Annotated in this window: 21 protein-coding genes; 9 read left to right on the forward strand and 12 right to left on the reverse strand. The window is 72.4% G+C overall.

Annotation, left to right across the window (positions count from 1 at the left end):
- Positions 1-9 precede the first annotated feature (9 nt).
- From cydC to ASG23_RS11030, 4 genes are read right to left on the reverse strand one after another with little or no spacing between them, the layout of a single operon-like run.
- Complete coding sequence (gene cydC / locus ASG23_RS11015) at positions 10-1728, reverse strand: thiol reductant ABC exporter subunit CydC (RefSeq protein WP_056024310.1); 1719 nt, start codon at positions 1726-1728, stop codon at positions 10-12.
- Positions 1725-3362, reverse strand: a complete 1638-nt coding sequence (gene cydD / locus ASG23_RS11020; protein WP_056024313.1) for a thiol reductant ABC exporter subunit CydD — start codon at positions 3360-3362, stop codon at positions 1725-1727. The genes cydC and cydD overlap by 4 nt, the downstream gene beginning before the upstream one ends.
- Positions 3359-4417, reverse strand: a complete 1059-nt coding sequence (gene cydB / locus ASG23_RS11025; protein ID WP_056024316.1) for a cytochrome d ubiquinol oxidase subunit II — start codon at positions 4415-4417, stop codon at positions 3359-3361. The genes cydD and cydB overlap by 4 nt, the downstream gene beginning before the upstream one ends.
- A 15-nt stretch (positions 4418-4432) precedes the next feature.
- Positions 4433-5935 carry a cytochrome ubiquinol oxidase subunit I gene (locus ASG23_RS11030; RefSeq protein WP_056024319.1) on the reverse strand — a complete coding sequence of 501 codons (1503 nt, stop codon included), beginning with the start codon at positions 5933-5935 and terminating at the stop codon, positions 4433-4435.
- A 493-nt stretch (positions 5936-6428) separates the two neighbouring features.
- Here ASG23_RS11030 and ASG23_RS11035 point away from each other — a divergent pair, with 493 nt between their 5' ends.
- The 5 genes from ASG23_RS11035 (at position 6429) to proB (ending at position 13525) form a co-directional block, all read left to right on the forward strand.
- Positions 6429-9533, forward strand: a complete 3105-nt coding sequence (locus ASG23_RS11035; RefSeq protein ID WP_056024322.1) for an Rne/Rng family ribonuclease — start codon at positions 6429-6431, stop codon at positions 9531-9533.
- A gap of 409 nt (positions 9534-9942) precedes the next feature.
- Positions 9943-10251, forward strand: coding sequence for a 50S ribosomal protein L21 (gene rplU / locus ASG23_RS11040; protein ID WP_200941577.1), 309 nt, complete (start codon positions 9943-9945; stop codon positions 10249-10251).
- A gap of 72 nt (positions 10252-10323) precedes the next feature.
- On the forward strand, positions 10324-10584 hold the full coding sequence (gene rpmA, locus ASG23_RS11045; RefSeq protein WP_055913072.1) for a 50S ribosomal protein L27: 261 nt from the start codon (positions 10324-10326) through the stop codon (positions 10582-10584).
- Positions 10585-10792: 208 nt separating this feature from the next.
- A complete protein-coding gene (obgE, locus tag ASG23_RS11050; RefSeq protein WP_056024327.1) occupies positions 10793-12316 on the forward strand; it encodes a GTPase ObgE in 1524 nt (507 codons plus the stop codon).
- A gap of 60 nt (positions 12317-12376) precedes the next feature.
- Positions 12377-13525: a glutamate 5-kinase gene (gene proB / locus ASG23_RS11055; RefSeq protein ID WP_056024330.1), complete on the forward strand. Its 1149-nt coding sequence runs from the start codon at positions 12377-12379 to the stop codon at positions 13523-13525.
- A 23-nt stretch (positions 13526-13548) separates the two neighbouring features.
- Here proB and ASG23_RS11060 read toward each other — a convergent pair whose 3' ends face one another.
- From ASG23_RS11060 to ASG23_RS11095, 8 genes are all read right to left on the reverse strand, one after another.
- Positions 13549-14652: a sugar kinase gene (locus tag ASG23_RS11060; protein WP_056024333.1), complete on the reverse strand. Its 1104-nt coding sequence runs from the start codon at positions 14650-14652 to the stop codon at positions 13549-13551.
- Positions 14645-15292: a bifunctional 4-hydroxy-2-oxoglutarate aldolase/2-dehydro-3-deoxy-phosphogluconate aldolase gene (eda, locus tag ASG23_RS11065; protein WP_056024336.1), complete on the reverse strand. Its 648-nt coding sequence runs from the start codon at positions 15290-15292 to the stop codon at positions 14645-14647. The genes ASG23_RS11060 and eda overlap by 8 nt, the downstream gene beginning before the upstream one ends.
- A 36-nt stretch (positions 15293-15328) precedes the next feature.
- Complete coding sequence (locus ASG23_RS11070) at positions 15329-16084, reverse strand: glucose 1-dehydrogenase (RefSeq protein WP_056024338.1); 756 nt, start codon at positions 16082-16084, stop codon at positions 15329-15331.
- Entirely contained in the window at positions 16081-17121 is a 1041-nt protein-coding gene (locus tag ASG23_RS11075; protein WP_056024341.1) for a zinc-dependent alcohol dehydrogenase, read from the reverse strand. The genes ASG23_RS11070 and ASG23_RS11075 overlap by 4 nt, the downstream gene beginning before the upstream one ends.
- The gene (locus ASG23_RS11080; protein ID WP_056024344.1) at positions 17118-18131 is read right to left on the reverse strand and encodes a C-terminal binding protein; all 1014 of its coding nucleotides are present in this window, start codon (positions 18129-18131) and stop codon (positions 17118-17120) included. The genes ASG23_RS11075 and ASG23_RS11080 overlap by 4 nt, the downstream gene beginning before the upstream one ends.
- Complete coding sequence (locus tag ASG23_RS11085) at positions 18116-18892, reverse strand: SDR family oxidoreductase (protein WP_056024347.1); 777 nt, start codon at positions 18890-18892, stop codon at positions 18116-18118. The genes ASG23_RS11080 and ASG23_RS11085 overlap by 16 nt, the downstream gene beginning before the upstream one ends.
- 54 nt (positions 18893-18946) lie before the next feature.
- A complete protein-coding gene (gene kduI, locus ASG23_RS11090; protein WP_056024350.1) occupies positions 18947-19786 on the reverse strand; it encodes a 5-dehydro-4-deoxy-D-glucuronate isomerase in 840 nt (279 codons plus the stop codon).
- Positions 19787-19877: 91 nt separating this feature from the next.
- Positions 19878-21236 (reverse strand): MFS transporter, encoded by a 1359-nt coding sequence (locus tag ASG23_RS11095; RefSeq protein WP_200941563.1) that lies wholly within the window; start codon positions 21234-21236, stop codon positions 19878-19880.
- 406 nt (positions 21237-21642) lie between these two features.
- Between ASG23_RS11095 and ASG23_RS11100 the strand changes: the two genes are divergently transcribed.
- The 4 genes from ASG23_RS11100 to ASG23_RS11115 all read left to right on the forward strand — a co-directional run bounded on the left by ASG23_RS11100 (position 21643) and on the right by ASG23_RS11115 (position 25274).
- Positions 21643-22461: a nitroreductase family protein gene (locus tag ASG23_RS11100; protein ID WP_056024353.1), complete on the forward strand. Its 819-nt coding sequence runs from the start codon at positions 21643-21645 to the stop codon at positions 22459-22461.
- Positions 22462-22525: 64 nt separating this feature from the next.
- On the forward strand, positions 22526-23482 hold the full coding sequence (locus tag ASG23_RS11105; RefSeq protein ID WP_056024356.1) for an aldo/keto reductase: 957 nt from the start codon (positions 22526-22528) through the stop codon (positions 23480-23482).
- 27 nt (positions 23483-23509) lie between these two features.
- Positions 23510-23920, forward strand: a complete 411-nt coding sequence (locus tag ASG23_RS11110) for a rhodanese-like domain-containing protein (protein WP_056024359.1) — start codon at positions 23510-23512, stop codon at positions 23918-23920.
- Between the two features lie 46 nt (positions 23921-23966).
- The gene (locus ASG23_RS11115; RefSeq protein ID WP_056024361.1) at positions 23967-25274 is read left to right on the forward strand and encodes a glutamate-5-semialdehyde dehydrogenase; all 1308 of its coding nucleotides are present in this window, start codon (positions 23967-23969) and stop codon (positions 25272-25274) included.
- The last annotated feature ends 1 nt before the right edge of the window (position 25275 follow it).

A 25275-nucleotide genomic window follows, 5' to 3' on the forward strand; every position in this document is an offset into this window, starting at 1 on the left:
GGTCTCCTGTCAGTCGCTCCCGCGCTCTCGCGCCCACGCGTCACGGTAGTCCGGGACGGTCCTGAGCAGCTCGGCGTGGGTGCCGCGCGCGCGGACGCGTCCGGCGCCGAGCAGGAGCACCTCGTCGGCCGCCGCCAGCGGGCTGAGCCGATGGGTGACGACGACGACGACCCCGCGCGGGTCGTTCAGCAGGTCCGTGACCAGGGCGTCGGCGCGTTCCGGGTCGAGGTGCTCGGCCGGCTCGTCCACCAGCAGGAGCGGAGCCGGCGACACCAGGGCGCGTGCGACGAGCAACCGCCGCCGTTCGCCTCCGGACACCGTGCGGGCGTCAGGGCCGACGACGGTGTCGAGCCCGTCGGGGAGCCCGACGAGCCAGTCCGCCAGCCCGACCCGGGCCAGGACGTCGGTCGCCTCCGTCGCGGTGAGCTCACCGCGAGCGACGCGCAGGTTCTCCAGCACCGTGGTCCCGAACACGTGGGCGTCCTCGGTGCCGACGACGACCGCCGCGGCGACGGCGTGCCGGTCGAGGTGGTCCACGTCGTGCCCGTCGAGCGTGAGGGTGCCGGTCTGCCGGGGGAGCAGTCCTGCGAGCGTGAGCAAGGTGGTCGTCTTGCCCGTGCCGGACGGTCCGACGATGGCGACCGAACGGCCGCGCCGCAGGTCGAGGGAGAGGTCCGTGAGAACCGGCGGCGTGCCGGGCCAGCCGCACGCGAGGTCCGTCGCGACGAGCGGGGGCTGTCCGGGGGCGTCGTCGGTGGCGGGTGGGTCGGTAGGGGCGTCGAGAAGCGCCAGGACGCGGCCCGCCGCGGCGCGCGAGCGCTGCACCTGGATCGCGGCGGCGGGCAGGAGGGACGTCGCCTCGAACGCTGCGAGCGGGGTGAGCACGACGACGGCGAGCTCGACGGGGGAGAGCAGCCCGGCACCGACCGCCGGGACGCCCGTGAGCAGGGCCGCCAGCATCGCCACGCCGACCGACAGCTGACCGAGCCCCGCAGCGATCGCCGCCGAGCCTGCCCCGGCGTCGGTGGCGGCTGCAAGGCGGCGGTCGGAATCGCGCAGGGCATCCAGCTCGGCGCTCGCCCGGCCGCCCACGAGGAGCGGACCGGCGTCGTCGAGCAGGCCGAGCGCTGTCGCGGTCATGTCCGCCCGGCTCTGCAGCGCGCGCTGCTCCGTGGTGCGGGCGGCACGGGCGGCGATCGCCGGGGCGACGACGCCCGCCAGCACGAGACACCCACCGAGCGCGAGACCGGCCGGGGGCCAGAACGCGCACATGGCGAGCACTGTGCCGGCGCCGAGCGCGACGGCGACCCCCGCCGGGAGCAGGCCCCGCACCACCACGTCGCCGACCGTGTCGACGTCCGCACCGACCCGCGCCAGCAGGTCCCCGCGCCGCAACCGCAGGAGCGTCTCGGGTCGTGCGGCGGCGAGCCGCTCGTACAGGGTGGTGCGCAGCTCGGTCATGCCGCGCAGGGCGACGTCGTGAGACACCAGCCGCTCGAGGTAGCGCAACACCCCGCGACCGATGCCGAACGCGCGCACCGCCACGGTCGCGACCGACAGCTGGAGCACGGGTGGCATCTGCGAGGCGCGCGCGATCAGCCAGGCCGAGACCGCTGCCAGGGCGACCGCGCACCCGAGCGCGAGCGTGCCGAGCAGGAGGGCGAGCGCGAACCGGCGCGGGTCGAGGTCGAGGAGCCGGACCGCGCGCCGCAGCGTCCCGCGGGTCATGCGAGCACCTGCGCGTCCGACCGGACCAGGACGACGTCGTCCGCCACCGCCACCAGGGACGGGCGGTGCGCCACGAGCAGCACGGTCCGGCCGGCGTCCCGCAACGCCCGGACGGTGTCCAGGACCACCTGCTCGCCGGCCGCGTCCAGGTGTGCCGTGGGTTCGTCGAGGACCACCAGCGGCGTTCGTTGCAGCAGCGTGCGGGTCAGCGCGACGCGTTGGCGCTGACCGAGGCTCAGTCCCGCACCGCCGCGGCCGAGCGGGGTGGCCCAGCCGTCGGGGAGGGTCGCCAGCACGTCGTCGAGGCCCGTGAGCGCGGCCGCCGTCGTACGCGACTCGTCGTCGCCCCCGACGAGCTCAGCCATGGTCCCCGGCTCGAGCACGGGCCGCTGCGGCAGCCACGACACCTGGGCCCACACGGTGGCGGTGTCGAGGTCGGCGAGGTCAACGCCGTCGATCGACACGCGGCCGTCGTCGGGACGCAGCAGCCCGAGCGCGATCTCGAGCGCCGTGGTCTTGCCGACTCCGCTCGGGCCGGTCAGCGCGACGACGGTGCCGGGCCGCACCATCAGGTCGAGGCCGTGCGGTGTGCTGCCGCCCGAGGTCCGGACCGCCACGCCGTCGAGCCGCAGGGTCGCCGTCCGCAGGTCCGGCGCCGTCCGCGTCCCGGCAGCGGGGACCGGGGTCTCCAGCACCTCGAACGCCCGTCCCGCCGCCGCGACCCCGTCGGCCGCGGCGTGGAACTGGACCCCGACCTGGCGCAGCGGCAGGAACACCTCGGGCGCCAGGACGAGGACTGCGATCCCGGTGACCAGGTCGAGGCGCCCCTCCACCAGTCGCAGTCCGATGGCGACCGCCACGAGGGCGACCGACAGCGTGGTGAGCAGCTCGAGCACCATGCCCGACAGGAACGCGATGCGCAGCGTCCCCATGGTCGCCTGCCGGTGCGCGTCGCCGAGCGTCCGCACCCGGGCACCCGGCCCGCGCTCCCGACCGTGCGCGCGCAGCGTCGGCAGGCCGGCGAGCAGGTCCAGGACCTGCGCACCGAGGCGCTGCATGCTGGCCAGGCCCTGCTCGGACCGGCCCTGCGTGAGCCGCCCGACCAGGACCATGAAGATCGGGACCAGCGGAAGCACGACGACGAGGATCGCGGCGGAGATCCAGTCGAGCCCCAGCACCACGAGCAGGACGGCCGGCGTCACAGTCGCCGCGAGGACCAGCTGCGGCAGGTACCGCACGAAGTACGGCTCGAGCGCGTCGAGCCCCCGGGTCGCGAGGGTGACCACCGACGGACCCTCGCCGGACGCGAGCCAGCGCGGACCCAGCGCCACCGCGTGCGCCACGACCTGCTCGCGCAGCTCCGCGACCGTCCGGGTGGCCGCGCGGTGCGCGAAGCGCTCCTGCACGGCGGTGACCAGGGTCCGGACCGCGACCACGGCCGCCAGCCACCCGATCGTCGGGGCCAGGACGTCCAGCTGAGCGCCGTCGGAGACGGCGGCGCCCAGGGCGTGCGCGAGGAGCAGGGCCTGCGCCACGACCATCGCCGCCGTGAGCACACCGAGCGCGGCGGTCAGGGCGACGTACCCCCGGGCGGCCCGCGCGTGCCGCAGCAGCCGGGGGTCCAGCGGCCTCACTGCTCAGGTGTCGTCAGGGCGGGGACCTTGTCGAACGTCAGGCCGGTGTGGTCCGGGATCCGGTCCGCGGAGATCCGCTTGCGGAACACCCAGTAGGTCCAGCCCTGGTAGAGCAGGACGAGCGGGGTGAGGAACGCGGCCACCCACGTCATGACGGTGAGCGTGTAGTCGGTCGACGAGGCGTTGGTGACGGTCAGCGAGTTGGCCGGGTCGAACGCGGGCATGACGTCGGGGTACATCGAGCCGAAGATCAGCACGACGGCAGCGACGATCGCGACGGCGGACGCGGTGAACGCGAGGCCCTCCTTGCGGCGCTGCGCGGCCACGACGAGCACGACGAGCGCCCCCGCCGCGACGACGACCGCCGCCCACGTCCACGGCACGGAGTACGCGACCTGCGCCCAGACGGCCCACGCACCCGCGACGACCAGCGTCACCACCGACGACCGGGCCGCGAACGCCGCGGCGCGTGCGCGGACGTCCCCGTCCGACTTCAGCGCGAGGAAGACCGCACCGTGCGTGAGGAAGATCAGTGCGGTCGTGGCGCCCCCGAGCAGGGCGAACGGGTTGAGCAGCGCCCAGAAGCCCCCGACGTACTGGTGGCCGGCGTCGAGCTCCACGCCACGCACGAGGTTGGCGAACGCCACGCCCCAGAGCACGGCCGGCACCCACGAGCCGACCATCAGGCACCGGTCGGCCAGGGACCGCCAGCGCGGGTCGTCGATCTTGCCGCGCCACTCGAACGCCACCACGCGCACGATGAGCGCGAGCAGGATGAGCAGGAGCGGCAGGTAGAAACCGGAGAACATCGTGGCGTACCACTCGGGGAACGCCGCGAACGTCGCACCGCCGGCGGTCAGCAGCCACACCTCGTTGCCGTCCCACACCGGGCCGATCGTGTTGATCATGACGCGGCGGTCCCGGTCCTTGGCCGCATGGTCGCCGCGGGACAGCCACCCGAGCAGCATCCCCACGCCGAAGTCGAACCCCTCCAGCACGAGGTAGCCGGTCCACAGGACCGCGATGAGGATGAACCAGACGGTGGTGAGCTCCATGGTCGTCGGCTCCGCTCAGTACGCGAACGACAGCGGGCGCTCGTGCGCCGTGTCCGGGTCGTTTTCGGGGTTGTCCGGGCTGGGGTCGTGCTCGCTGTCCGCGACGCCCTGGATCGTGTACCGGTGCATGAGGCGGTACCAGAACACGGCGAGGATCCCGTAGAGGAGCGTGAAGGCGATCAGGCTGGTGAGGATCGTCCCGGTGCTGGTGACCGTCGAGACGCCGCGGGCGGTGAGCAACCAGACCCCGTCGACGCCGCCGGGGTTCGGGTTGGGTGCGACGACCCACGGCTGGCGACCCATCTCGGTGAAGATCCAGCCGAAGGACGAGGCCAGGAACGGGGTCGCGATCGCGGCGATGCCGAGCCGGCCGACCCACACGTTCCCGCTCACCCGTCCCTTGCGGGTCACCCAGAACGCCACCAGCGCGAGCGCTGCCGACCCGAGCGCCATGCCGATCATCAGCCGGAAGCCCCAGTAGGTGACGGCGAGGTTCGGGATGTAGCTGATGGGCTCGCCGTTGGCGTCGGTGTACCCGTACTTCGCCTCGTACTCCTGCTGCAGCTGGTCGGTGCCCTGCAGGGTGGCGTCGACGTCGCCCGTCGCCAGGAACGAGAGGGCGCCGGGAATCTCGAGGAGGTGGGTGACCTGGTCGCAGTCGTCGCCCGTGCCCAGCGGCCCGATCGCGAGGATCGAGAAGGGCACGCTCGAGGTGGTCTCGCACAGCGCCTCGGCCGCGGCCATCTTCGTCGGCTGCTGCTCGAACATGAGCTTGGCCTGCTGGTCGCCGCTCAGTGCGACACCGATGCCCGAGACCACCATGACGATGACCCCGAGGACGACGGCGGGCCGGTACACGTCCCGGGCCTTCTCGGCCTGGCCCGCGCGCACCAGCCGCACCATCCACCACGCGGCGATCCCGCCGACGAACGTCCCGGCGGTGAGGAACGCGGCGGAGATCGTGTGCGGGAACGCCGCGAGCAGCGTGTTGTTCGACAGCACGGCGCCGATGTCCGTCATCTCGGCACGCCCGCGCTCCTCGTTGAACGTGGACCCGACGGGGTGCTGCATCCAGGAGTTCGCCGCGAGGATGAAGTACGCGGACAGGTTGGTGGCGATCGCGACCGCCCAGATGCACGCCAGGTGGATCTTCTTGGGCAGCTTGTCCCAGCCGAAGATCCACAGCCCGAGGAAGGTCGACTCGACGAAGAACGCAGCGAGCGCCTCCATGGCCAGCGGAGCACCGAAGACGTCACCGACGAAGCGGGAGTACTCGCTCCAGGCCATCCCGAACTGGAACTCCTGCACGATGCCGGTGGCCACACCGATCGCGAAGTTGATGAGCAGGAGCTTGCCGAAGAACTTGGTCAGCCGCAGCCATCGCTCGTTGCCCGTGCGCACCCAGGCCGTCTGCATGATCGCGACGAGGGGCGCCAGGCCGATCGTCAGGGGGACGAAGATGAAGTGGTAGACGGTCGTGATGCCGAACTGCCACCGTGCCACGTCGAGCGTGTCCACGAGTCCTCCGGGGTGCTACGAGTGCCACGGCGTACGTCGGGTCTACACGGTCCGGGCACCCGACGGACGGGACGACCGGCCAGGTCAGGTGGCCTGGCCAGGAACGCGAGGACCAGGACCAGTCTGCCCCTGCCGTCAGATTGCTCCAAGCCATCGGTACCGGGTGTGCGTCACACGCGGACTCGCCGCAGGGGACGGACGGCACGCCGTGCGAGGACCCCTGTGCGATACTGACCTCGGCTCCTAGGACGACCACACCGTCCCGGGACCCTTGAGCTCGCAGCACCAGCATGTCGTGCGCGCCAGCCGCCGCTTCGCCACCCGCTGGTCCCCGATCGGGACCGACGGCTCCGGCCCCGCAGGCGATGGCGCCGACCGGGTGCAGCAGCCACGACCGCCGACTTTCCGTCGCCGCGCAGCACGCGTGCGACGACCGACCGACCGAGTGTCGCCGCGTGTGGGTGGCGATGCCCGGTACCCAGGAGCACTTCGCGTGACCGACGAGAACACCCCCACCACAGACGTGACGACCGCCGGGGGTGAGGCACCGCCCGCACCCCCGCGCCGCCGCCGTGCCACCCGCGTGACCGCCGCTCCCGGCAACGACACCCCGGCCGACGCCGTGGTCACCGTGCAGGCACCCGCCGAGCCGTCTGTCGAGCCGGCACCGGACCCAGTGCCTGTCGTCGAGGAGCCCAGCGCCGACGCGCCGCCCGCCCCGCCCAAGAAGAAGTCCCGTCGCGTGACGCGCACGGTCACCACCGTCGCGTCCGACGACGCACCCTCCACCGCGCCGGCCGAGGCCGAGGCTCAGCCCGCCGTCGACGAGGCCCCCGAGCCGACCGCGCCCGAGCCCGAGCCCGCCAAGGCCGCGCCGCGTCGTCGCCGCTCGGGGACCCGTGCCGCCGCCGCGCCGGAGCCGGCCCCCGAGCCGGTCGACGAGCCGGTCGCCGAGGTCGAGGACGACGAGGAGGTCGACAGCCCCGCACCCCTCGACGTCCTCGCCGAGCTGGCCGCCACGACTCAGGCGGCGGAGCCGGTCGAGCAGGCGAACGCCACGACGAGCACCACCTCCACCGGGTCGCGCTTCGCCACGACCGCGCTCCTCTTCCAGGCGCCGGACCCCAGCGCGGCCCGGCCCCGTCGCCGCCGCGCTCAGGCCAGCACGGGCTCGCCGGAGGAGATCTCGGAGGCTGCCCACCGCGCCGAGCGCGACGCCGCCGAGGACACGACCGACGCCGGGAGCGCCGAGCAGGCCGAGTCGAGCGAGCGGACCACCGCGCCCGCGTCGCGCGGTTCGCGTCGCCGGGGCCGTCGTGGCCGCAGCGCCGACGCGACACCGGCCGACGACGACGCGACCGAGGACGTCGAACCCCAGGACGAGGTCCCCGCCGACGAGATCCCCGCCGAGGGTGTCGTCGAGGACCAGATCGTCGACGACCAGGTCGAGACGGACGAGGACGACGAGGACGAGGCGTCCGACGAGGCCGCCGCTGGTGCACCCCGTCGCCGTCGTCGCCGTGGCGGTCGGGGTCGGCGCAGCCGGCCCGAGTCCGGCGGCGCGACCGAGGACGCCGACGAGTCGGACGACGAGTCCGACGAGAGCGCCGAGGGCGACACCGAGTCCGACGCCGACGACTCCGCGGGTGAGGGCGACGGGTCGAGCCGTCGCCGTCGCCGCCGTCGTCGCGGCTCCTCGCGGGGCGACTCCGGCGACCAGGTCGAGGCCCGCCCGGCCCGCACGCGGGCGCCGAGCGACGAGGTCACCGCACTGCGCGGCTCCACGCGACTCGAGGCCAAGCGTCAGCGCCGCCGGGACGGTCGCGACGCCGGCCGTCGCCGCCAGATCATCACGGAGTCCGAGTTCCTCGCCCGCCGCGAGTCGGTGGACCGCTCGATGATCGTGCGCGAGAAGAACGCCCGCACCCAGATCGCCGTGCTCGAGGACGGTGTGCTCGTCGAGCACTACGTCTCCAACCAGGCGCAGTCGTCGATGGTCGGGAACGTCTACCTCGGTCGCGTGCAGAACGTGCTGCCCAGCATGGAGGCAGCGTTCGTCGACGTCGGCAAGGGCCGCAACGCCGTGCTGTACGCCGGTGAGGTCAACTGGGACGCCGCCGGGCTCGAGGGCGGCTCCGCGCGCCGCATCGAGCAGGCGCTCAAGTCGGGTGACCCGGTGCTCGTGCAGGTCACCAAGGACCCCATCGGGCACAAGGGCGCCCGCCTGACCTCGCAGGTCACGCTCGCCGGCCGGTACCTGGTGTACGTGCCCGGCGGCGGCATGACCGGCATCAGCCGCAAGCTCCCCGACACCGAGCGCAACCGCCTCAAGAAGATCCTGCGCGAGATCGTCCCGGACTCCGCGGGCGTCATCGTCCGTACGGCCGCCGAGGGTGCCAGCGAGGACGAGCTGCGCGCGGACATCGCCCGCCTGCAGGGGCAGTGGGAGGCCATCGAGAAGAAGTCGAAGACCGCGTCGGCCCCGGCCCTGCTCCAGGGTGAGCCGGACATGGCCATCCGCGTGGTCCGCGACATCTTCAACGACGACTTCTCCTCGCTCGTGGTCGAGGGTGCCGACGCCTGGTCCACCATCTCGTCGTACATCGACGAGCTCGCCCCGGACCTGGCGCAGAAGGTGTCCCGCTGGGAGTCCGACGCGGACGTCTTCGCCGAGCACCGCATCGACGAGCAGCTGGCCAAGGGCATGGACCGCAAGGTCTGGCTGCCCTCGGGCGGCTCGCTGGTGATCGACCGCACCGAGGCAATGACGGTCGTCGACGTGAACACCGGCAAGTTCACGGGCTCGGGCGGCACGCTCGAGGAGACCGTCACGCGCAACAACCTCGAGGCCGCCGAGGAGATCGTCCGCCAGCTCCGCCTGCGCGACATCGGCGGCATCATCGTCATCGACTTCATCGACATGGTGCTCGAGTCCAACCGCGACCTCGTGCTGCGCCGCCTGGTGGAGTGCCTGGGCCGCGACCGGACCAAGCACCAGGTCGCCGAGGTCACCTCGCTCGGCCTGGTCCAGATGACGCGCAAGCGGGTCGGCCAGGGCCTGGTCGAGGCGTTCAGCGAGACGTGCGAGCACTGCCACGGGCGCGGCTTCATCGTGCACGAGGAGCCGATCGAGAAGAACAACCAGCGTCCCGACGCCGGAGCCCAGCAGCAGCCTGCGACGCCCGCCGCCGAGGGGGACGCTGCCAAGCGGTCACGCCGCAAGCGTGGCGGTGCCAAGGAGCCGGTCGCGCACGTCCCGCACGCGGGCGTGCCCGTCCTGCCCGAGGCCCGTGAGGCCGTCAAGGCGACCCTCGCGACGATCGCCGCGGCTGCGGCGCACGCCCACGAGCACGAGCACGAGCACCACGCGCTGCCTGTCGCCGCGCCGGCCCACACGGCGGAACCGGTGGCGCCGAGCGCGCGCGGTCTCGACGTGTTCGCCGAGTTCGCCGGCACGCAGGCGGCGGCCGAGCCCGAGCCGGACGCACCGGTCGAGGAGCTCGAGCTGACGGCCGTTCCCGCGGACGTGTTCGAGGCGGAGGGCACCGAGTCTGCGCATGGCGACCCGGCGGACGCTGTCGACACCCAGCGGGACTGACAGCGGGGCTCGTGCCGGTCGGACGACCGGCACGAGCGCCTCGTCGCGCGGCCCGAGCCGCGCGCCGGCGACCAGGTCCTCGAGGCGCGTGGGGCACGCAGTCAGCGCCTCGGCCCGCGGTTCTGTGCCGGACCGTGCGTGACGGGACGGCACGAGACGTGCGGTCGATCACGTCACACCGGCCGCGGGGCGGTGTGGTTTGACCCTGCGCCGTGGGGTCCGTACCCTAGAACGTCGGCGCGTCGTGTGCGCGCTGGTCAGGTGTGCCGCCGCAGCGGCGCCGACGCGAACCCCCACGGGAACCGGCGAATACCGGTGGCAGCGGGATGTGCGCGGGCGCAGGCGGGCAGATCCAGAGCATTGACTGAGCAGTTGACAAGCAGTTCGACGAGCAGAGATGAGCAGCAACGTGGTGTACGCGATCGTGAAGGCTGGCGGCCGCCAGGAGAAGGTCGCGGTGGGCGACGTCGTCGTCGTCGACCGCCTCGCCGCGCAGGCCGGGTCGACCATCGAGCTGACCGCCCTGCTGCTCGTCGACGGTGAGAAGGTCACCACCGACGCCAAGGCGCTGTCCAAGGTGAAGGTGACGGCGGAGGTCGTGCGGGACGAGAAGGGTCCCAAGATCGACATCCTCAAGTACAAGAACAAGACCGGCTACCGCAAGCGCCAGGGTCACCGCCAGAAGCTGACCCGCCTCAAGGTCACCGGCATCTCCTGATCTCGCGCCGTCGGCCGTCCGGCCAGAGGCACGCGCAGCCCCCCATTCTCTGAGCACGAAAGCAGGTTCGTCATGGCACACAAGAAGGGCGCGAGCTCCTCGCGCAACGGTCGCGACTCCAACGCCCAGCGCCTGGGCGTCAAGCGCTTCGGTGGCCAGGTCGTCAAGGCCGGCGAGATCATCGTCCGCCAGCGCGGCACGCACTTCCACCCCGGTGTGAACGTGGGCCGTGGCGGCGACGACACGCTGTTCGCCCTCGCCCCCGGCGCCGTGACCTTCGGGACGCGCCGTGGCCGCAAGGTCATCGACATCGTCGTGGCGGCCGAGGTCTGAGCCGTAGTGCAACGGACGGTGCGTGTCGCGGAGCGGCACGCGCCGGAAGTGGAACGAAGGCTCAGACCGACCGCAAGCTCGAGGTCTGAGTTGTCATGACGCCGCGACAACGGTTCGCGGCGGGTCATTCGTGGAGGGGCGCACCGGTGCGGTGCGCCCCTTCCGCGTGTGAGGATCGAGACGTAGTGATGGCAAGGGAGGTTCAGCCGTGGTGACATTCGTCGACCGGGTCGTGCTGCATGCGACCGGCGGTGACGGTGGGCACGGTTGTGCGTCCATCCACCGGGAGAAGTTCAAGCCGCTCGCCGGCCCCGACGGGGGCAACGGCGGCAACGGTGGCTCGGTGATCATCGAGGTCGACCCGCAGGTCACCACGCTGCTCGACTACCACCACTCGCCCCACCGGCACGCCCCGTCCGGGACGCAGGGGATGGGTGACCACCGCTCCGGCTCGACCGGCGCCGACCTGGTGCTCGGCGTGCCCGACGGCACGGTCGTCAAGGCACCTGACGGCACGGTGCTCGCGGACCTCGTCGGCGTCGGTGCGCAGTACGTGGCGGCCGCCGGTGGTCGCGGTGGGCTGGGCAACGCCGCTCTCGCGTCGCAGCGCCGCAAGGCTCCGGGGTTCGCCCTGCTCGGTGAGCCCGGCGACGAGCAGGACATCGTCCTCGAGCTCAAGACGATCGCCGACGTCGCGCTCGTCGGCTACCCGAGCGCCGGCAAGTCCAGCCTCGTGGCCGCCATCTCCGCGGCCCGGCCGAAGATCGCCGACTACCCGTTCACGACGCTGGTGCCCAACCTGGGTGTCGTGCAGGCGGGCGGCGCGCGGTACACCGTCGCCGACGTTCCCGGGCTCATCCCGGGCGCGTCCGAGGGGCGCGGGCTGGGGCTGGAGTTCCTGCGGCACATCGAGCGCTGCGCGGTCATCGTGCACGTGCTCGACTGCGCGACGCTCGAGCCCGACCGTGACCCGCTGTCGGACCTCGAGGACATCGAGGTCGAGCTGCGGACCTACGCCGGTGACCTCTCCATCGAGGGTGGCCGGGTGCCGCTCCTGGAGCGCCCGCAGATCGTCGTGCTCAACAAGATCGACGTCCCCGAGGCGCGCGAGCTCGCCGAGCTGGTCAAGCCCGACCTCGAGGCCCGTGGGTTCCGCGTGTTCGAGATCTCGACCGCCAGCCACGAGGGCCTGCGCCCGCTGACGTTCGCGCTCGGGGAGATCGTCGACAAGGCGCGTCGCGACGCCCCGGCGGCCGAGAACACCCGCATCGTGCTTCGTCCGAAGGCCGTGGACGACGCCGGGTTCACGGTGACGCGCCGCGAGGTCGAGGGCCAGGGTGTGTACTTCTGGGTGCGCGGCGAGAAGCCCGAGCGCTGGGTGCGCCAGACCGACTTCTCCAACGACGAGGCCGTGGGCTACCTGGCGGACCGGCTCGCACGACTGGGCGTCGAGGAGAAGCTGTTCGCCGCCGGTGCCGTCGCGGGTGACGAGGTGCGCATCGGCCCGGAGCACAACGCCGTGGTGTTCGACTGGGAGCCCACGCTCATGACCGGGTCCGAGTTCCTCGGCGGTCCTCGCGGGGTCGACCTGCGGATCGAGGACCGGTCCCGGCCGACGCGTGGCGAGAAGCGCCAGGAGTACAAGGAGCGGATGGACGCCAAGACGGAGGCGCGCGAGGAGCTGTGGACCGAGCGCGAGGCCGGCGTCTGGACGGATGCGGCGGAGAGCTGACGGCCGGCTGCGTGTCCGGGCATCGGATAAGCGCGTGACCGCCTGCGTCTGCGCGGCAGAATGCGGCACGTGACCGTCGACGCGCTGCAGGACCGCCAACAGCTGGTCTCGGCGTCCCGGGTGGTCGTCAAGATCGGCTCGTCCTCGCTGACCGGACCGGACGGCCGGCTCGCTCCGGAACGTCTGAACGCGCTGGTCGACGTGCTCGCCGCACGCCGAGCCGCCGGCGGGCAGGTGGTGCTGGTGTCCTCCGGCGCGATCGCCGCGGGTCTCGGCCCGCTCGGTCTGGTTGCCCGCCCGCGGGACCTGGCGACGCAGCAGGCAGCAGCTTCCGTCGGGCAGGGGCTCCTCGTCGCGCACTACACCGCCGCGTTCGCCCGGTACGGGCTGCAGGTGGGCCAGGTGCTGCTGACCGCCGACGACACCGTGCGTCGCGTGCACTACCGCAACGCGCACCGCGCGCTGACCCGGTTGCTCGACCTCGGCATCGTGCCCGTGATCAACGAGAACGACGCCGTGGCCACCGACGAGATCCGGTTCGGGGACAACGACCGCCTGGCCGCCCTGGTCTCGCACCTGGTGCACGCGGACGCGCTGCTGCTGCTGAGCGACGTCGACTCGCTCTACACCGGTCCGCCGTCGCGCGACGGGTCCCGGAGGATCGCGTCCGTCGTGCACGCGCAGGACCTCGAGGGCATCGACGTGGCATCGCGGGGGAGCGCGGTCGGCACCGGCGGCATGGTCACCAAGCTCGAGTCCGTCGCGATCGCGACGCAGTCCGGGGTCCCAGTCGTCCTGACGTCCGCAGCGCAGGCCGCGCAGGCGCTCGCCGGTGAGGATGTCGGCACCTGGTTCACCGCGACCGGTCGGCGCACGTCGATCCGCCGGCTGTGGCTCGCGCACGCGGCGAACACCCGCGGGCGGCTGGTCCTCGACGCCGGTGCGGTCCGGGCGGTCCTCGAGCGGGGGACGTCGCTGCTGCCCGCGGGGGTGACCGGGGTGGAGGGCACGTTCGAGGCGGGCGACCCCGTAGAGCTCGTCGGCCCCGACGGTCACCTGGTGGCGCGAGGGCTGGTGTCCTACGACGCCGACGAGGTCCCGCCGCTGCTGGGCCGCTCGACCTCCGAGCTGCGCGCGTCGCTCGGCCCGGGCTACGACCGCGAGCTGGTCCATCGCGACGACCTGGTCCTGGTCCGCAAGCGCCGCTGACCCGCCCGCCGTCGCGGCCCCTTCTACCGGTCCACGCGTGCCCCGCCTCCGCCGGCCAGCTTGAGGACGTCGGCGGTGGTGACCATCGTGGTGTCACCAGGGGTCGTCATGGCCAGCGCCCCGTGCGCGGCGCCGTACTCGACGGCTGTCTGCAGGGTCTGACCGTCCAGCAGGCCGTAGATCAGCCCGGAGGCGAAGGAGTCGCCACCGCCGACGCGGTCGAGGATCTCGAGCCGCTCGCGGTGGGTCGCCTGCACGACGCCCGTCGACGGTGACCAGGCGAGCGCGCCCCAGTCGTTGACGGACGCCGACCGCACGGTGCGCATCGTGGTGCCGATGACCCGGAAGTTCGGGTAGGCGGCGGCTGCGGTGGTGATCATGGCGGCGAACTTGTCCACCTCGAGCTCGGCCAGCGACGCATCGCCACCCTCGACCTCGAAGCCGAGCGAGGCGGTGAAGTCCTCCTCGTTGCCGATCATCACGTCGATGTACGGCGCGATCTCTCGGTTGACCTCCTGCGCCTTGGCCAGCCCGCCGATGGCCTTCCACAGGCTCGGCCGGTAGTTGAGGTCGTAGGAGACGACGGTGCCGTGCCGCTTCGCGGCCGTGACGGCCTCGATGACGGTCTGCGCGGCGGACTCGCTCAGCGCGGCGAAGATGCCGCCGGTGTGCAGCCAACGCACTCCCAGCTCGCCGAACAGGTGGTCCCAGTCCACGTCGCCGGGCTTCAGCTGGGAGACGGCGGTGGTGCCGCGGTCGGAGACGCCGACCGCGCCGCGCACGCCGAAGCCGCGCTCGGTGAAGTTCAGGCCGTTGCGGACCTGGCGGCCGATGCCGTCGTAGGGCACCCACTGGATGAAGGACGTGTCCAGGCCGCCAGTGAGGATGAGGTCCTCGACCAGGCGCCCGACCTCGTTGTCCGCGAGCGCGGTCACGATGGCGCCGCGCAGCCCGAACGCGCGTCGCAGACCACGGGCGACGTTGTACTCGCCGCCGCCCTCCCAGACGCGGAACGAGCGGGCGGTACGGATGCGACCTTCGCCGGGGTCGAGGCGGAGCATGACCTCGCCGAGGGACACCACGTCGTACCGGCACTCGGAGGCGGGCCTGATAGTCAGGTCAGACATGCTGGAGCTCCTTGACCTGCGTCGTCACCAGCGCGACGGCGTCGAGGGTGAGAGCCCGGATGGTGTCGAAGTCGCCCGACCCCACCAGCGAGCGCGGGCACATCCACGAGCCGCCCACGGCGACGACGCTGCTCAGGGCGAGGTACTCGGCAAGGTTCGCCGGGCCGACGCCGCCCGTGGGCACGAAGCCGACGTGGCCGAACGGAGCAGCCAGGGCGGCGATCGCCGGAGCGCCGCCGGACGTGCCCGCCGGGAAGAACTTGACCGTGGTCAGCCCGAGCTCGAGCGCGGCTTGCACCTCGGTCGCGGTGATCGCACCGGGCAGTGCGAGGATCCCGTGCTCCTGGCACCGCTCCACGACGGCGCGGCTCAGTCCGGGGGAGACGACGAAGCCGGCGCCGGCCCCGACCGCGCGGTCGACCTGGTCGACGGTCAGCACGGTGCCGGCACCCACCAGGATGTCGCCCCGGCCGGCCATCACCCGGATCGACTCCTCGGCGGCGGCGGTGCGGAAGGTGATCTCGGCGACCGGGAGGCCGCCGGCCACCAGCGCGCCCGCGAGCGCGTCGGCGTCGGCGGCGTCGTCGAGCACGACCACCGGCACGAGGCGCGTGGTGCGCAGGGCTGTCAGGACATCCATGGTGAGCTCATCTCTTCGAAGGGGTGGTGCGGGAGGTCAGCGGGCGAGCCAGCCGCCGTCGACGGCCAGCACCTGGCCGTGCACGTAGGCGGAGGCTGCGCTGGCGAGGAAGACGACGACGTTGCCGACGTCCTCCGGCTGTCCCCACCGACCGGCGGGGATGCGTGCCGAGAGCTGGGCGAGCCGTGCCGGGTCGGCGAGCAGGGCGGCGTTCATCTCGGTGGCCATGTACCCGGGGGCGACCGCATTGACGTTCACGCCCTGCCCCGACCACTCGTTGCACAGCGCCTTGGTGAGCTGGGCGACCGCACCCTTGCTCGCGGCGTACGCGGCGACGGTCAGTCCGCCCTGGAAGCTCAGCAGGGACGCGAGGTTGATGATCTTGCCCTCGCCGCGCTCCAGCATCGGCCGGCCGAACAGCTGGCAGAGCTGGAACACCGCGCGCAGGTTCACGTCGAGGACGTGGTCCCACGAGTCCAGAGGGAAGTCGACCGCGGGGTGGCGGTCCTGCGTCCCCGCGTTGTTGACGAGGATGTCGACCCGATGCTCCGCGAGCACCTGCGTGGCGGTGGCGGTGATGGCGTCCGCGTCGGCCAGGTCGAGGGCGGCGAAGTGCACCCGCCGCCCGAGCGTCGCGGCGTGCTCGGTGAGGGTGGCGGGCAGGTCGCTGCGTCCGAACACGACGACGTCGGCGCCCGCCTCCAGGAGTGCCGTCGAGATGCCGAGGCCGAGGCCGCGTCCGCCACCGGTGACGGCGGCGGTCCTGCCGTGCAGATCGAACGGCGTGCTCATGAGTCGGCCTCTCCGGTCAGGGGGGTGACCAGGACCTTGAGGCAGTCCTGGCCGGACGCCGCGGCGTCGAAGGCGGCGGCCACGTCGTCGAGCGCGAACACCCGGGTGGGGAAGCGCTCGAGGTCGAGCACGCCCGTAGCGATCAGGTCGATCGCGCGGGTCATGTCGGCCGAGGTGTAGACGCGCACCCCGACGACGGTCTGCTCCAGGAAGCAGACGGCCTGCAGGTCGATCGGGGTCGGCTGCTTGTAGACACCGACGACGACGATGCGGCCGCGCACGCGGGTGACGGCGGTGACCTCGGCGGCCACCGACGGGTGCGCGGCCGAGTCGAACGTGACGTCGGCGCCCTCCCCGTCCGTGAGCGGGGCGAGGGTCTGGGCCATCGTCGAGTCCGGGGCCACGACGGTGAGCCCGAGCCCGGAGGCGACGTCCCGACGCCACGCGCTCGGCTCGGAGATGACGACATGAGCAGCCCCGGCGTGCCGGGCGACGAGCGCGGTGAGCACCCCGATCGGACCGGCGCCGTAGACCGCGACTGTGTCGCCCGCACGCATGCCGGACAGGTCGACGGCGTGCACGGCGACCGCGAGCGGCTCCGCGAGCGACGCCGTGCGGGGGTCTACCTCGACGGGGACCGCGTGCAGCACCTCGGGCGGGAGGGCGACGAGCTGTGCCATCGCGCCCGGTGCGTCGATGCCGTACAGGCCCAGGCGACGGCACACGTGGGTGAGCCCGTCGCGGCACGCCCGGCACTCGCCGCAGCTGATCAGGGGCTCGACGACGACCAGCGTTCCCGCGGGGGGACCGGTCGCACCGGCGCGCTCGACCCAGCCGGACATCTCGTGCCCCATGATCAGCGGCGCGGTCGCTCGCGGGTGCGACCCGTGCAGGATCGACAGGTCCGTCCCGCAGATGCCGTTGTAGGCGACCCTGACCAGGGCCCAGCCGTCGGGCACCTCGGGGGTGGGGACCTGCGTGACGTCGACGGTGTCGGGCGCCGTCCAGCGGGCTGCGGTCATCGTGGTGGTGGTCATGAGACGACCTCGCTGTTGCGTCCGGGAGCGCCCAGGACCTCGGGATTGACGATGTCGCGGGGCGGGCGCCCGGCGCAGACCTCGAGCACGTTGCCGATGGTCCGGCGCTTGAGCTCGTCGTAGGACTCCTCGGTGTACCAGGCCAGGTGCGGGGTCAGCACGACCGAGTCGAACTGCGTGAGCGGATGCCCGACCGGCAGGGGCTCGGTCTCGTGCACGTCGATCGCCGCACCGAGGATCGACCCCGTCCGCAGCGCCTCGACCAGCGCATCGACGTCGACGACCCCGCCGCGGCTCGTGTTCACCAGGATCGCGTCCGGCCGCATCCGGGCCAGCTGCGCGGCCCCGATAAGGTGGCGCGTCACGTCCGTGAGCGGGGTGTGCAGCGAGACCACCTGCGCCCGCTCGAGCAGCTCGTCCAGGCTGACGGACGCGAACCCGTGGAACGTCGCCGCTCCGGGGGTGGCCGCGATGTCGTACCCGATCACCTCGTACCCGAGGCCGGCGGCCTTGCGCGCGGTGGCGGTACCGATCAGGCCCATGCCGACGATGCCGAACACCCGGCCGCGGGTCTGGAAGAGGGGACGCACCGCGGGCAGGTCGAAGGAGCCGGCGCGCAACCCGCGGTCCAGCCGGGGGATGCCTCGGGCTGCGGCGAGCGCCAGGCCGATCGCGTGGTCGGAGACCGACTCCGTGCCGTAGTCGGGCACGTTGCACACGGCGATCCCTCGCTCGGTCGCCGCGGCGACGTCGACCGAGTCGACGCCCACCCCGTACCGGCCGACGACGCGCAGCCGGGGCAGCGCGTCCATCACCTCGGCGGTGATCTGCGCGTACTGGACGAGGATCGCGTCGGCGTCGGCCGCGTTCGCGACCAGCTCCTGCGAGGTGGTCGACTGCGTGAGGACCAGCTCCGCCCCCGCCGCGCCGGCGAGCTCGTGCTCGGCCCCGAACGAGTCGTGGTCGCACTCGGTGATGACGACCCGGACCCCGGTCATCGGGCCAGCCATCCGCCGTCGACGGGCAGCGTGATGCCGTGCACGTAGTCCGCCGCGTGCGAGCACAGGAACAGGACCGCACCGGCGATGTCCGACGCCTCGGCCCAGCGGCCGGCCGGGATGCGGTCCAGGATCGCCTGGCTCCGCTCGGCGTCCGCGCGCAGGTCGGTGGTGTTCGCGGTCGCGACGTATCCCGGGGCGACCGCGTTGACGTTGACGCCCAGGGGCGCCCACTCGTTGGCGAGGGCCTTGGTCAGACCGGCGACCGCCGACTTCGACGAGGCGTAGCCAGGCACGTTGACGCCGCCCTGGAAGCTGAGCAGCGAGGCGGTGTTGACGATCTTGCCGCCGCCGCGGGCGATCATCGACCGGCCGACCTCGCGGGACAGGACGAACGTCGAACGCAGGTTGACGTCGAGGACGTAGTCGAAGTCCTCGTCGCTGTGCTCGGCGGCCGGGGTGCGGCGGATGGTGCCGCCGTTGTTGACGAGGATGTCGACGTCCCGGCCGGCCAGCTCGGCGGCGAGCGCGGTGACCTCCGCGCGCACCGAGAAGTCCGCGCGCAGCGGGGTGAATGTGCGGCCGAGACCCTCGACGGTGCTGCGGGCCTCGCTGGCGCCGTCGGGAATGTCGTGGCTGACGGCGATGACGTCGGCGCCGGCTCTTGCGAGCGACTCCACGATCGCCAGGCCGATGCCCTGGCTCCCGCCGGTGACGACGGCGAGCCTCCCTTCGAGGCTGAAGAGGCTCTCTGTGTAGCTGGCGATCGTCATCGGGACGGTGCTCCTCATTGTGCGTGGGGTGACGGGGTGGGAAGTCGGGAGCGGTCAGCGCAGGTCGGCGATCGCGAAGCCGTCCATGTCGTCGAACGACTGGTTCTCGCCGGCCATGGCCCAGACGAAGGCGTAGCTGGCGGAGCCGACGCCGGAGTGCACGGACCAGCTGGGGGAGATGACGGCCTCGCGGTCACCGACCACGAGGTGCCGGCTCTCCGTCGGCTCGCCCATGAGGTGGATGACGCGGGCATCGGCCGGGAGGTCGAAGTAGAGGTAGCACTCGGTCCGGCGGTCGTGCGTGTGCGCCGGCAACGTGTTCCACATGCTTCCGGGGTGCAGCTGCGTGACGCCCATGACGATCTGGCAGCTGCGGACGCCGTCCTCGTGGATGTACTGGTTCAGCGTCCGGCGGTTCGAGGTGAGGGGGTCGCCGAGCTCGCGCTGGGTGCCCTGCCCGGCCTCGACGAGCGTGGTCGGATAGGCGGTGTGGGCGGGCGCGGAGACCAGGTAGAAGCTCGCGGCACCGTCGTTCCCGGAGGCGTCCGTCGCGGCGAACGACACGGCCTGCGCGCCCCGACCGATGTACAGGCAGGACCCCTTGGACAGCACGTGCTCCGTGCCGTCCACGGTGACCGTGCCGGTGCCGCCGACGTTGACGACGCCGGCCTCGCGATGGTCGAAGAAGTGGTCGCTGCGGATCTCCGGGAACGTGCCCAGCTCGAGCGCGACGTCCAGCGGGCTGATGCCGGCGAGCACGACGCGGTCGTGGTGCGTGTAGAGCGCTCGGACCTCGCCCGCGACGAACAGGTCCTGGACCAGGTAGCGCCGGCGGAGCTCGGCGGTGTCCATCCCGGGCACGTTCTCCGGGCTCGTGGCGTAGCGCTGGTCCATGGAAGACCTCTCAAGGAGTGCGGGCACTGCAGCGGGTGTGCGCCGCGCCGGGGAGTCGTGCACCCGGCGCGGCGGGCGGTGCTGGACCGTGCTAGTTCGCGTCTTCTTCGAGGAGCAGGTCGCGGTCGACCGTCTCCGGGGCGTACAGGGTGGTGACGAAGGTGATGCCCATGATCACGACCATGTAGACCGCGACCGGCCACCAGGACCCGGTGGCCCAGGTCATGAGCGCCGCGCAGATGAACGGTGCGAGGCCGCCGCCGAAGACGGAGGAGAACTCGCGTCCGAGGGCGACACCGGCGTAGCGGTACCGAGACCCGAACAGCTCGGGGAAGTACGCCGCCTGGACCCCGACGGTGGCCTGCGAGGCGATCATGAAGCCGACGACGATGACCAGGCAGATCAGGACGAGGTTGCCGGTGTTGAGGATGAGGAACGCCGGGACGGCGAACAGCATCAGGAAGCCGGTGACGATCAGGTACATGCGCCGGCGGCCGAACCGGTCGGAGAGCATCCCGAACACCACGGCGGACACGCAGGCGCACAACGCACCGATGAGCAGGAACTTCGGGATCAGCGTGGAGTCGATGTCGAGATAGTTGATCAGGTAGGCACCGATGAAGACCTGGAAGATGTACGAGTGCGAGTTCGCGCCGATGTTCATGAAGAACACGCGCGCCAGGTGCTTCTTGCCGTGCTTCCACACGTCCACGACGGGGGAGACCGCCGCCGCCTCGATGGCACCCTCGGCCTTGAGCTCCTCGAAGACCGGGGACTCCTTGACCTTGCGACGGATGACGTAGGCCGCGATGGTGACGAAGATCGAGCTGAAGAACACGAGGCGCCAGCCGTAGGACAGCAAGGCCTCGTCCGGCATCATCTGCACGAGGATCCACACGACAGCGCCCATCGCGGCACCGGCGGCGGCACCCACGAAGACCAGCGAGGAGAAGCGTCCGCGCCTGCCCTTGGGGGCGGTCTCGGTCAGCAGCACGATGCCGCTGGCCTGCTCGGCGCCTGCGCCGAAGCCCTGCAGGAACCGGGCCATGAGCAGCAGGATCGGCGCCCAGATGCCGACCATCGCGTAGGTGGGCAGCAGGCCGATGACGAACGTCGCGGTGCCCATCAGGAACAGCGTGGCGACCATGACGAACTTGCGGCCGAGCCGGTCGCCGTACTTGGAGAAGAACATCCCGCCGAGCGGGCGGGCGCCGAAGCCGACGAACAGCACGCCGAACGACGCGAGCATGCCGGAGATCGGGTCCATGTCGGAGAAGAAGATCTTGCTGAAGATGATCGCCGACGCTGTGCCGAAGATCGTGAAGTCGAAGTTCTCGAGCGCGGTCCCGATACCGCCGGCCCACGCTGCACGGTGCAGGTTCCGGCGGTCGACGGGGGGAGGGGCGCCATCCGCCGTGGTGGGCGGTGGGAGGACGATGTTTCCGGTCACAGGACACCTGTCTCGTGGGAGCGGGCGTCGCTCGTGCCGCGCAGGGCCGAGCGAGGTTCGGGGCTGTCGGTGCTTCGTCCCGCGCGGTGCCAGGTGACCTCTGCGTCTCGGCTGGATGGAACGCGGTTCCGTTACGCGGAACAACCTACGTGGGTATGGCCGTCCGGGCCAGGGGCCTAACGTCCCGAGTCGCCCGAACCGGCCACATGCGCGTCACGGCAGACGGCGCGTGGAATCCCGTGATGTGAGACGCGCGTCCCGATCGTTGACATCGTCGCGCGGGCAGCCGACCCTCCTGCGCAGGTCAGGAGTTCCGCCGTATGGCTCGGCAGGCGGTGCAGCAGCCCGAGCGTGACCCGACCCGCCGCACGGCGGGTGATCGCCCGACTCCGTCAGGGAATCCACCATGTCCGTCGATCTCCTCCCGTCCTCCGTCGCGGCGCGCTACGGCGGCGCCGCACCCGCCGACCTCGCCACGAGCGAGGTGATCGAGCTCCAGCTCGCCCACCGCTCGGTCCGCCGGTACCTGCCCGACGACGTCACCGCCGCCGAGCTCGCCGCTGTCGTCGCGGCCGCGCAGTCCGCCGCCACCAGCTCGAACCTCCAGCTGTGGAGCGTCGTGGCGGTCCGCGACGACGAGCGCCGTGAGGCCCTGTCCACGCTGGCGGGCCACCAGGCCCACATCACGCAGGCGCCGCTGCTGCTCGTCTGGCTCGTCGACCTCGGGCGGGCCCACGCCATCGCCGCCGCTCACGAGGCCCCGACCGAGGGCGCGGACTTCCTGGAGTCGGCCGTCGTCGGGTTCGTCGACGCCGCGCTGGCCGCGCAGAACGCGGTGCTGGCTGCGGAGTCCCTCGGCCTGGGCACCGTGTACATCGGCGCGCTGCGCAACCGCCCCGCGGAGGTCGCCGAGCTGCTGCACTTGCCGAAGCACGTCTTCGCCGCGTTCGGCCTGGTGGTCGGCCGACCGGACCTCAGTGAGAACGCCCGCATCAAGCCGCGCCTGCCGCAGTCGGCCGTGCTGCACCACGAGACCTACGACGACGCCGAGCACGCCGACGCCGTTGCCGCGTACGAGGGCCGGATCGGCGACTTCTACGCCGAGGAGGGGTTGTCCCACTCGTGGGTCGAGCGGGTGCTCGCCCGGCTGTCCGGTCCCGCCGCCCTCAACGGTCGCGACCGGCTGCGCTCCGCGCTCCAGGCGCAGGGGTTCGAGCTGAGATGACCACGACCACCCAGCCCATCTCGCTCGGAGATGCCACCAACCTCTGCTTCGAGAAGGAGCTTTCATGACCCGCGCCCTCGGACCACTGACCGTCTCGCCGATCGGTCTCGGTGGCATGTCGTTGACCGGCGCCTACGGCACCGCCGACCGCGAGGAGTCCGTCGCCACGGTGCGGCGTGCGCTCGAGCTGGGCGTGACCTTCTTCGACACCGCCGACGTGTACGCGGACGGTGAGAACGAGCGGCTGCTCGGACCGCTCCTGGCCCCCCATCGGGACGCGGTCGTGCTCGCCACCAAGGTCGGGCTCGGTGTCCAAAGCAGGGAGGTCGACGGGCGACCGGAGCACGTGCACCGCGCCATCGACGCGAGCCTGGCTCGGCTGGGCTGGGACCACGTCGACCTGTACTACCTGCACCGGGTGGACCCGCAGGTGCCGATCGAGGAGACCGTCGGCGCGCTCGCCGAGGTGGTGGCCGCGGGCAAGGCCCGGTACATCGGCCTGTCCGAGGCGTCGGCCGCGACGATCCGGCGGGCCCACGCGGTGCACCCGGTCGCGGCCGTGCAGAGCGAGTACTCGCTGTTCCACCGCGGCGTCGAGGACGAGGTCCTGCCGACGCTGCGCGAGCTCGGCATCGGCTTCGTCCCGTTCTCACCGCTCGGCCGGGGCATCCTCAGCGGCGCCGTGACGTCGACCGCGTTCGACCCCGGCGACACCCGCTCCCGGCACGAGCGCTACCAAGGGGACGCGTTCGCGGCCAACGTCCGGCTCGCCGAGCGCCTGCGCACCCTCGCCGACGCCCGCGGGGTGCCGGCCGCGCGGCTCGCCCTGGCGTGGGTGCTGGCCCAGGGCGACGACGTCGTCCCGATCCCCGGCACCCGCCACGCAGCGCACCTGGCGTCCAACGTGGAGGCGGCCGATCTCGTCCTCGACGCCGCCGACCTGGCCGCCATCACCGACGCCGTGCCGTCCGACGCGGTCGTCGGTGCGCGGCACCCGCAGCCGCACCTGCTCGACGGCTGACCCGAATCCACCACGAAGGAGAGCACCATGACTGACACCACCGCCCGCGCCGGCGCCCCGGCCGAGAACCTGAGCCTCGACGAGGCAGCCGCGCTGGCGCCTGTGGTCAGCCCGGCGGAGGCCGCCGAGCTGGTGGCCGAGGGCGCGTTCCTCGTCGACGTGCGCAGCGAGCTCGGCCGGTCGCGCACCGGCTCGATCCCCGGTGCCACCGTCGGTGACCGGTACGCGATCGACGAGGAGTTCGACCTGGCGGCAGCCACGCGGCACGCGCCGGTCGTCTCGCTGGACACGCCGATCGTGGTCGTCTGCGGCTCGGTCCGCGGGTCCGGCCCGGTTGCCGCGGAGCTGCGGGCCAAGGGCTTCACCAATGTGGTGCACGTCGAGGGTGGCTTCCCGGCGTGGAAGGACGCCGGGCTGCCCACGAAAGCGCCCGCGTGACAAGCGTCCTTCCACCGCCCTCGAACGCCGGGACTACCCTGGTCCGATGACGACGTCGCTCGACCAGCAGGTGCAGACGACAGCCGAGGCCGACGTGACCGCGCAGGTCCGCGCGGTCGCCGAGCGGGCCAAGGTCGCCTCCCGTCGGCTCGCCACCGCCAACCGCGCCACCAAGGACGCCGCGCTGCACGCGATGGCCGACGCGCTCGTCGCAGCCACCCCCGAGATCGTCGCGGCCAACGCGGAGGACCTGGAACGTGGCCGGGCGAACGGCACCTCCGCGGGGCTCCTGGACCGGCTGGCGCTGACGCGCGAGCGCATCGTGGCCATCGCGGACGCTCTGCGCGAGCTCGCCGCGCTGCCGGACCCGGTGGGTGAGGTCGTGCGCGGCCAGACCCTGCCGAACGGTCTGCGGATGCGTCAGGTGCGGGTGCCCATGGGCGTGGTCGGCATGATCTACGAGGCGCGGCCGAACGTGACCGTCGACGCTGCGGGCCTGGCGCTCAAGAGCGGCAACGCCGTGATCCTGCGGGGCGGCTCGGCCGCGGCGGCGAGCAACGAGGTGATCGTCGGCGTCCTGTCGCGGGCGCTCGTCTCGCAGCGGCTGCCCGGCGCGCTCGTCCAGTCGATCGACGCCTGGGGTCGTGAAGGAGCAGTGGCGCTCATGCACGCCCGCGGCCTCGTGGACGTGCTCGTGCCGCGCGGGGGAGCGGACCTCATCCAGACGGTCGTGCGGGAGTCGACGGTGCCGGTCGTGGAGACCGGCGTCGGCAACGTGCACGTCTACGTCGACGAGACCGCCGACCTCGCCGTCGCCATCCCGATCCTGCTCAACTCGAAGACTCAGCGCGTCGGTGTCTGCAACGCCGCCGAGACCCTGCTGGTGCACCAGGCGGTCGCCGACGAGTTCCTGCCGGTCGCCCTCGCGATGCTCGGCGACGCGGGCGTGACGATCCACGGTGACGAGACGACACTCGCCCTCGCTCCCGACGAGGTCGCCTGCGTGCCAGCCACCGACGAGGACTGGGCCACCGAGTACCTCTCCCTCGATCTCGCCGTCCGCGTCGTGGACTCGCTCGACGAGGCCCTCGAGCACATCCGTGAGTGGAGCTCCGGGCACACCGAGGCGATCATCACGCGGGACCTCGCGGCGTCCGAACGTTTCGTCGCCGAGGTGGACTCCGCGGCGGTCATGGTCAACGCGTCGACCCGGTTCACGGACGGTGGTCAGCTGGGCCTGGGGGCAGAGATCGGGATCTCCACGCAGAAGCTGCACGCACGGGGGCCGATGGGGCTGGGGGAGCTCACCACCACCAAGTGGATCGTGCACGGAGACGGGCACGTCCGACCCTGAC

Origin of the sequence: Cellulomonas sp. Leaf395 (assembly GCF_001424125.1) — a bacterium.
Lineage (GTDB): Bacteria > Actinomycetota > Actinomycetes > Actinomycetales > Cellulomonadaceae > Cellulomonas.

Excerpts from the sequence above, each read along its gene's own strand:
- cydC (WP_056024310.1), bottom strand. The coding sequence starts at position 1,728 with ATGACCCGCGGGACGCTGCGGCGCGCGGTCCGGCTCCTCGACCTCGAC.
- cydB (WP_056024316.1), bottom strand. The coding sequence starts at position 4,417 with ATGGAGCTCACCACCGTCTGGTTCATCCTCATCGCGGTCCTGTGGACC.
- rpmA (WP_055913072.1), top strand. The coding sequence starts at position 10,324 with ATGGCACACAAGAAGGGCGCGAGCTCCTCGCGCAACGGTCGCGACTCC.
- proB (WP_056024330.1), top strand. The coding sequence starts at position 12,377 with ATGCGGCACGTGACCGTCGACGCGCTGCAGGACCGCCAACAGCTGGTC.
- ASG23_RS11060 (WP_056024333.1), bottom strand. The coding sequence starts at position 14,652 with ATGTCTGACCTGACTATCAGGCCCGCCTCCGAGTGCCGGTACGACGTG.
- eda (WP_056024336.1), bottom strand. The coding sequence starts at position 15,292 with ATGGATGTCCTGACAGCCCTGCGCACCACGCGCCTCGTGCCGGTGGTC.
- ASG23_RS11070 (WP_056024338.1), bottom strand. The coding sequence starts at position 16,084 with ATGAGCACGCCGTTCGATCTGCACGGCAGGACCGCCGCCGTCACCGGT.
- ASG23_RS11075 (WP_056024341.1), bottom strand. The coding sequence starts at position 17,121 with ATGACCACCACCACGATGACCGCAGCCCGCTGGACGGCGCCCGACACC.
- ASG23_RS11080 (WP_056024344.1), bottom strand. The coding sequence starts at position 18,131 with ATGGCTGGCCCGATGACCGGGGTCCGGGTCGTCATCACCGAGTGCGAC.
- ASG23_RS11085 (WP_056024347.1), bottom strand. The coding sequence starts at position 18,892 with ATGACGATCGCCAGCTACACAGAGAGCCTCTTCAGCCTCGAAGGGAGG.
- kduI (WP_056024350.1), bottom strand. The coding sequence starts at position 19,786 with ATGGACCAGCGCTACGCCACGAGCCCGGAGAACGTGCCCGGGATGGAC.
- ASG23_RS11100 (WP_056024353.1), top strand. The coding sequence starts at position 21,643 with ATGTCCGTCGATCTCCTCCCGTCCTCCGTCGCGGCGCGCTACGGCGGC.
- ASG23_RS11105 (WP_056024356.1), top strand. The coding sequence starts at position 22,526 with ATGACCCGCGCCCTCGGACCACTGACCGTCTCGCCGATCGGTCTCGGT.
- ASG23_RS11110 (WP_056024359.1), top strand. The coding sequence starts at position 23,510 with ATGACTGACACCACCGCCCGCGCCGGCGCCCCGGCCGAGAACCTGAGC.
- ASG23_RS11115 (WP_056024361.1), top strand. The coding sequence starts at position 23,967 with ATGACGACGTCGCTCGACCAGCAGGTGCAGACGACAGCCGAGGCCGAC.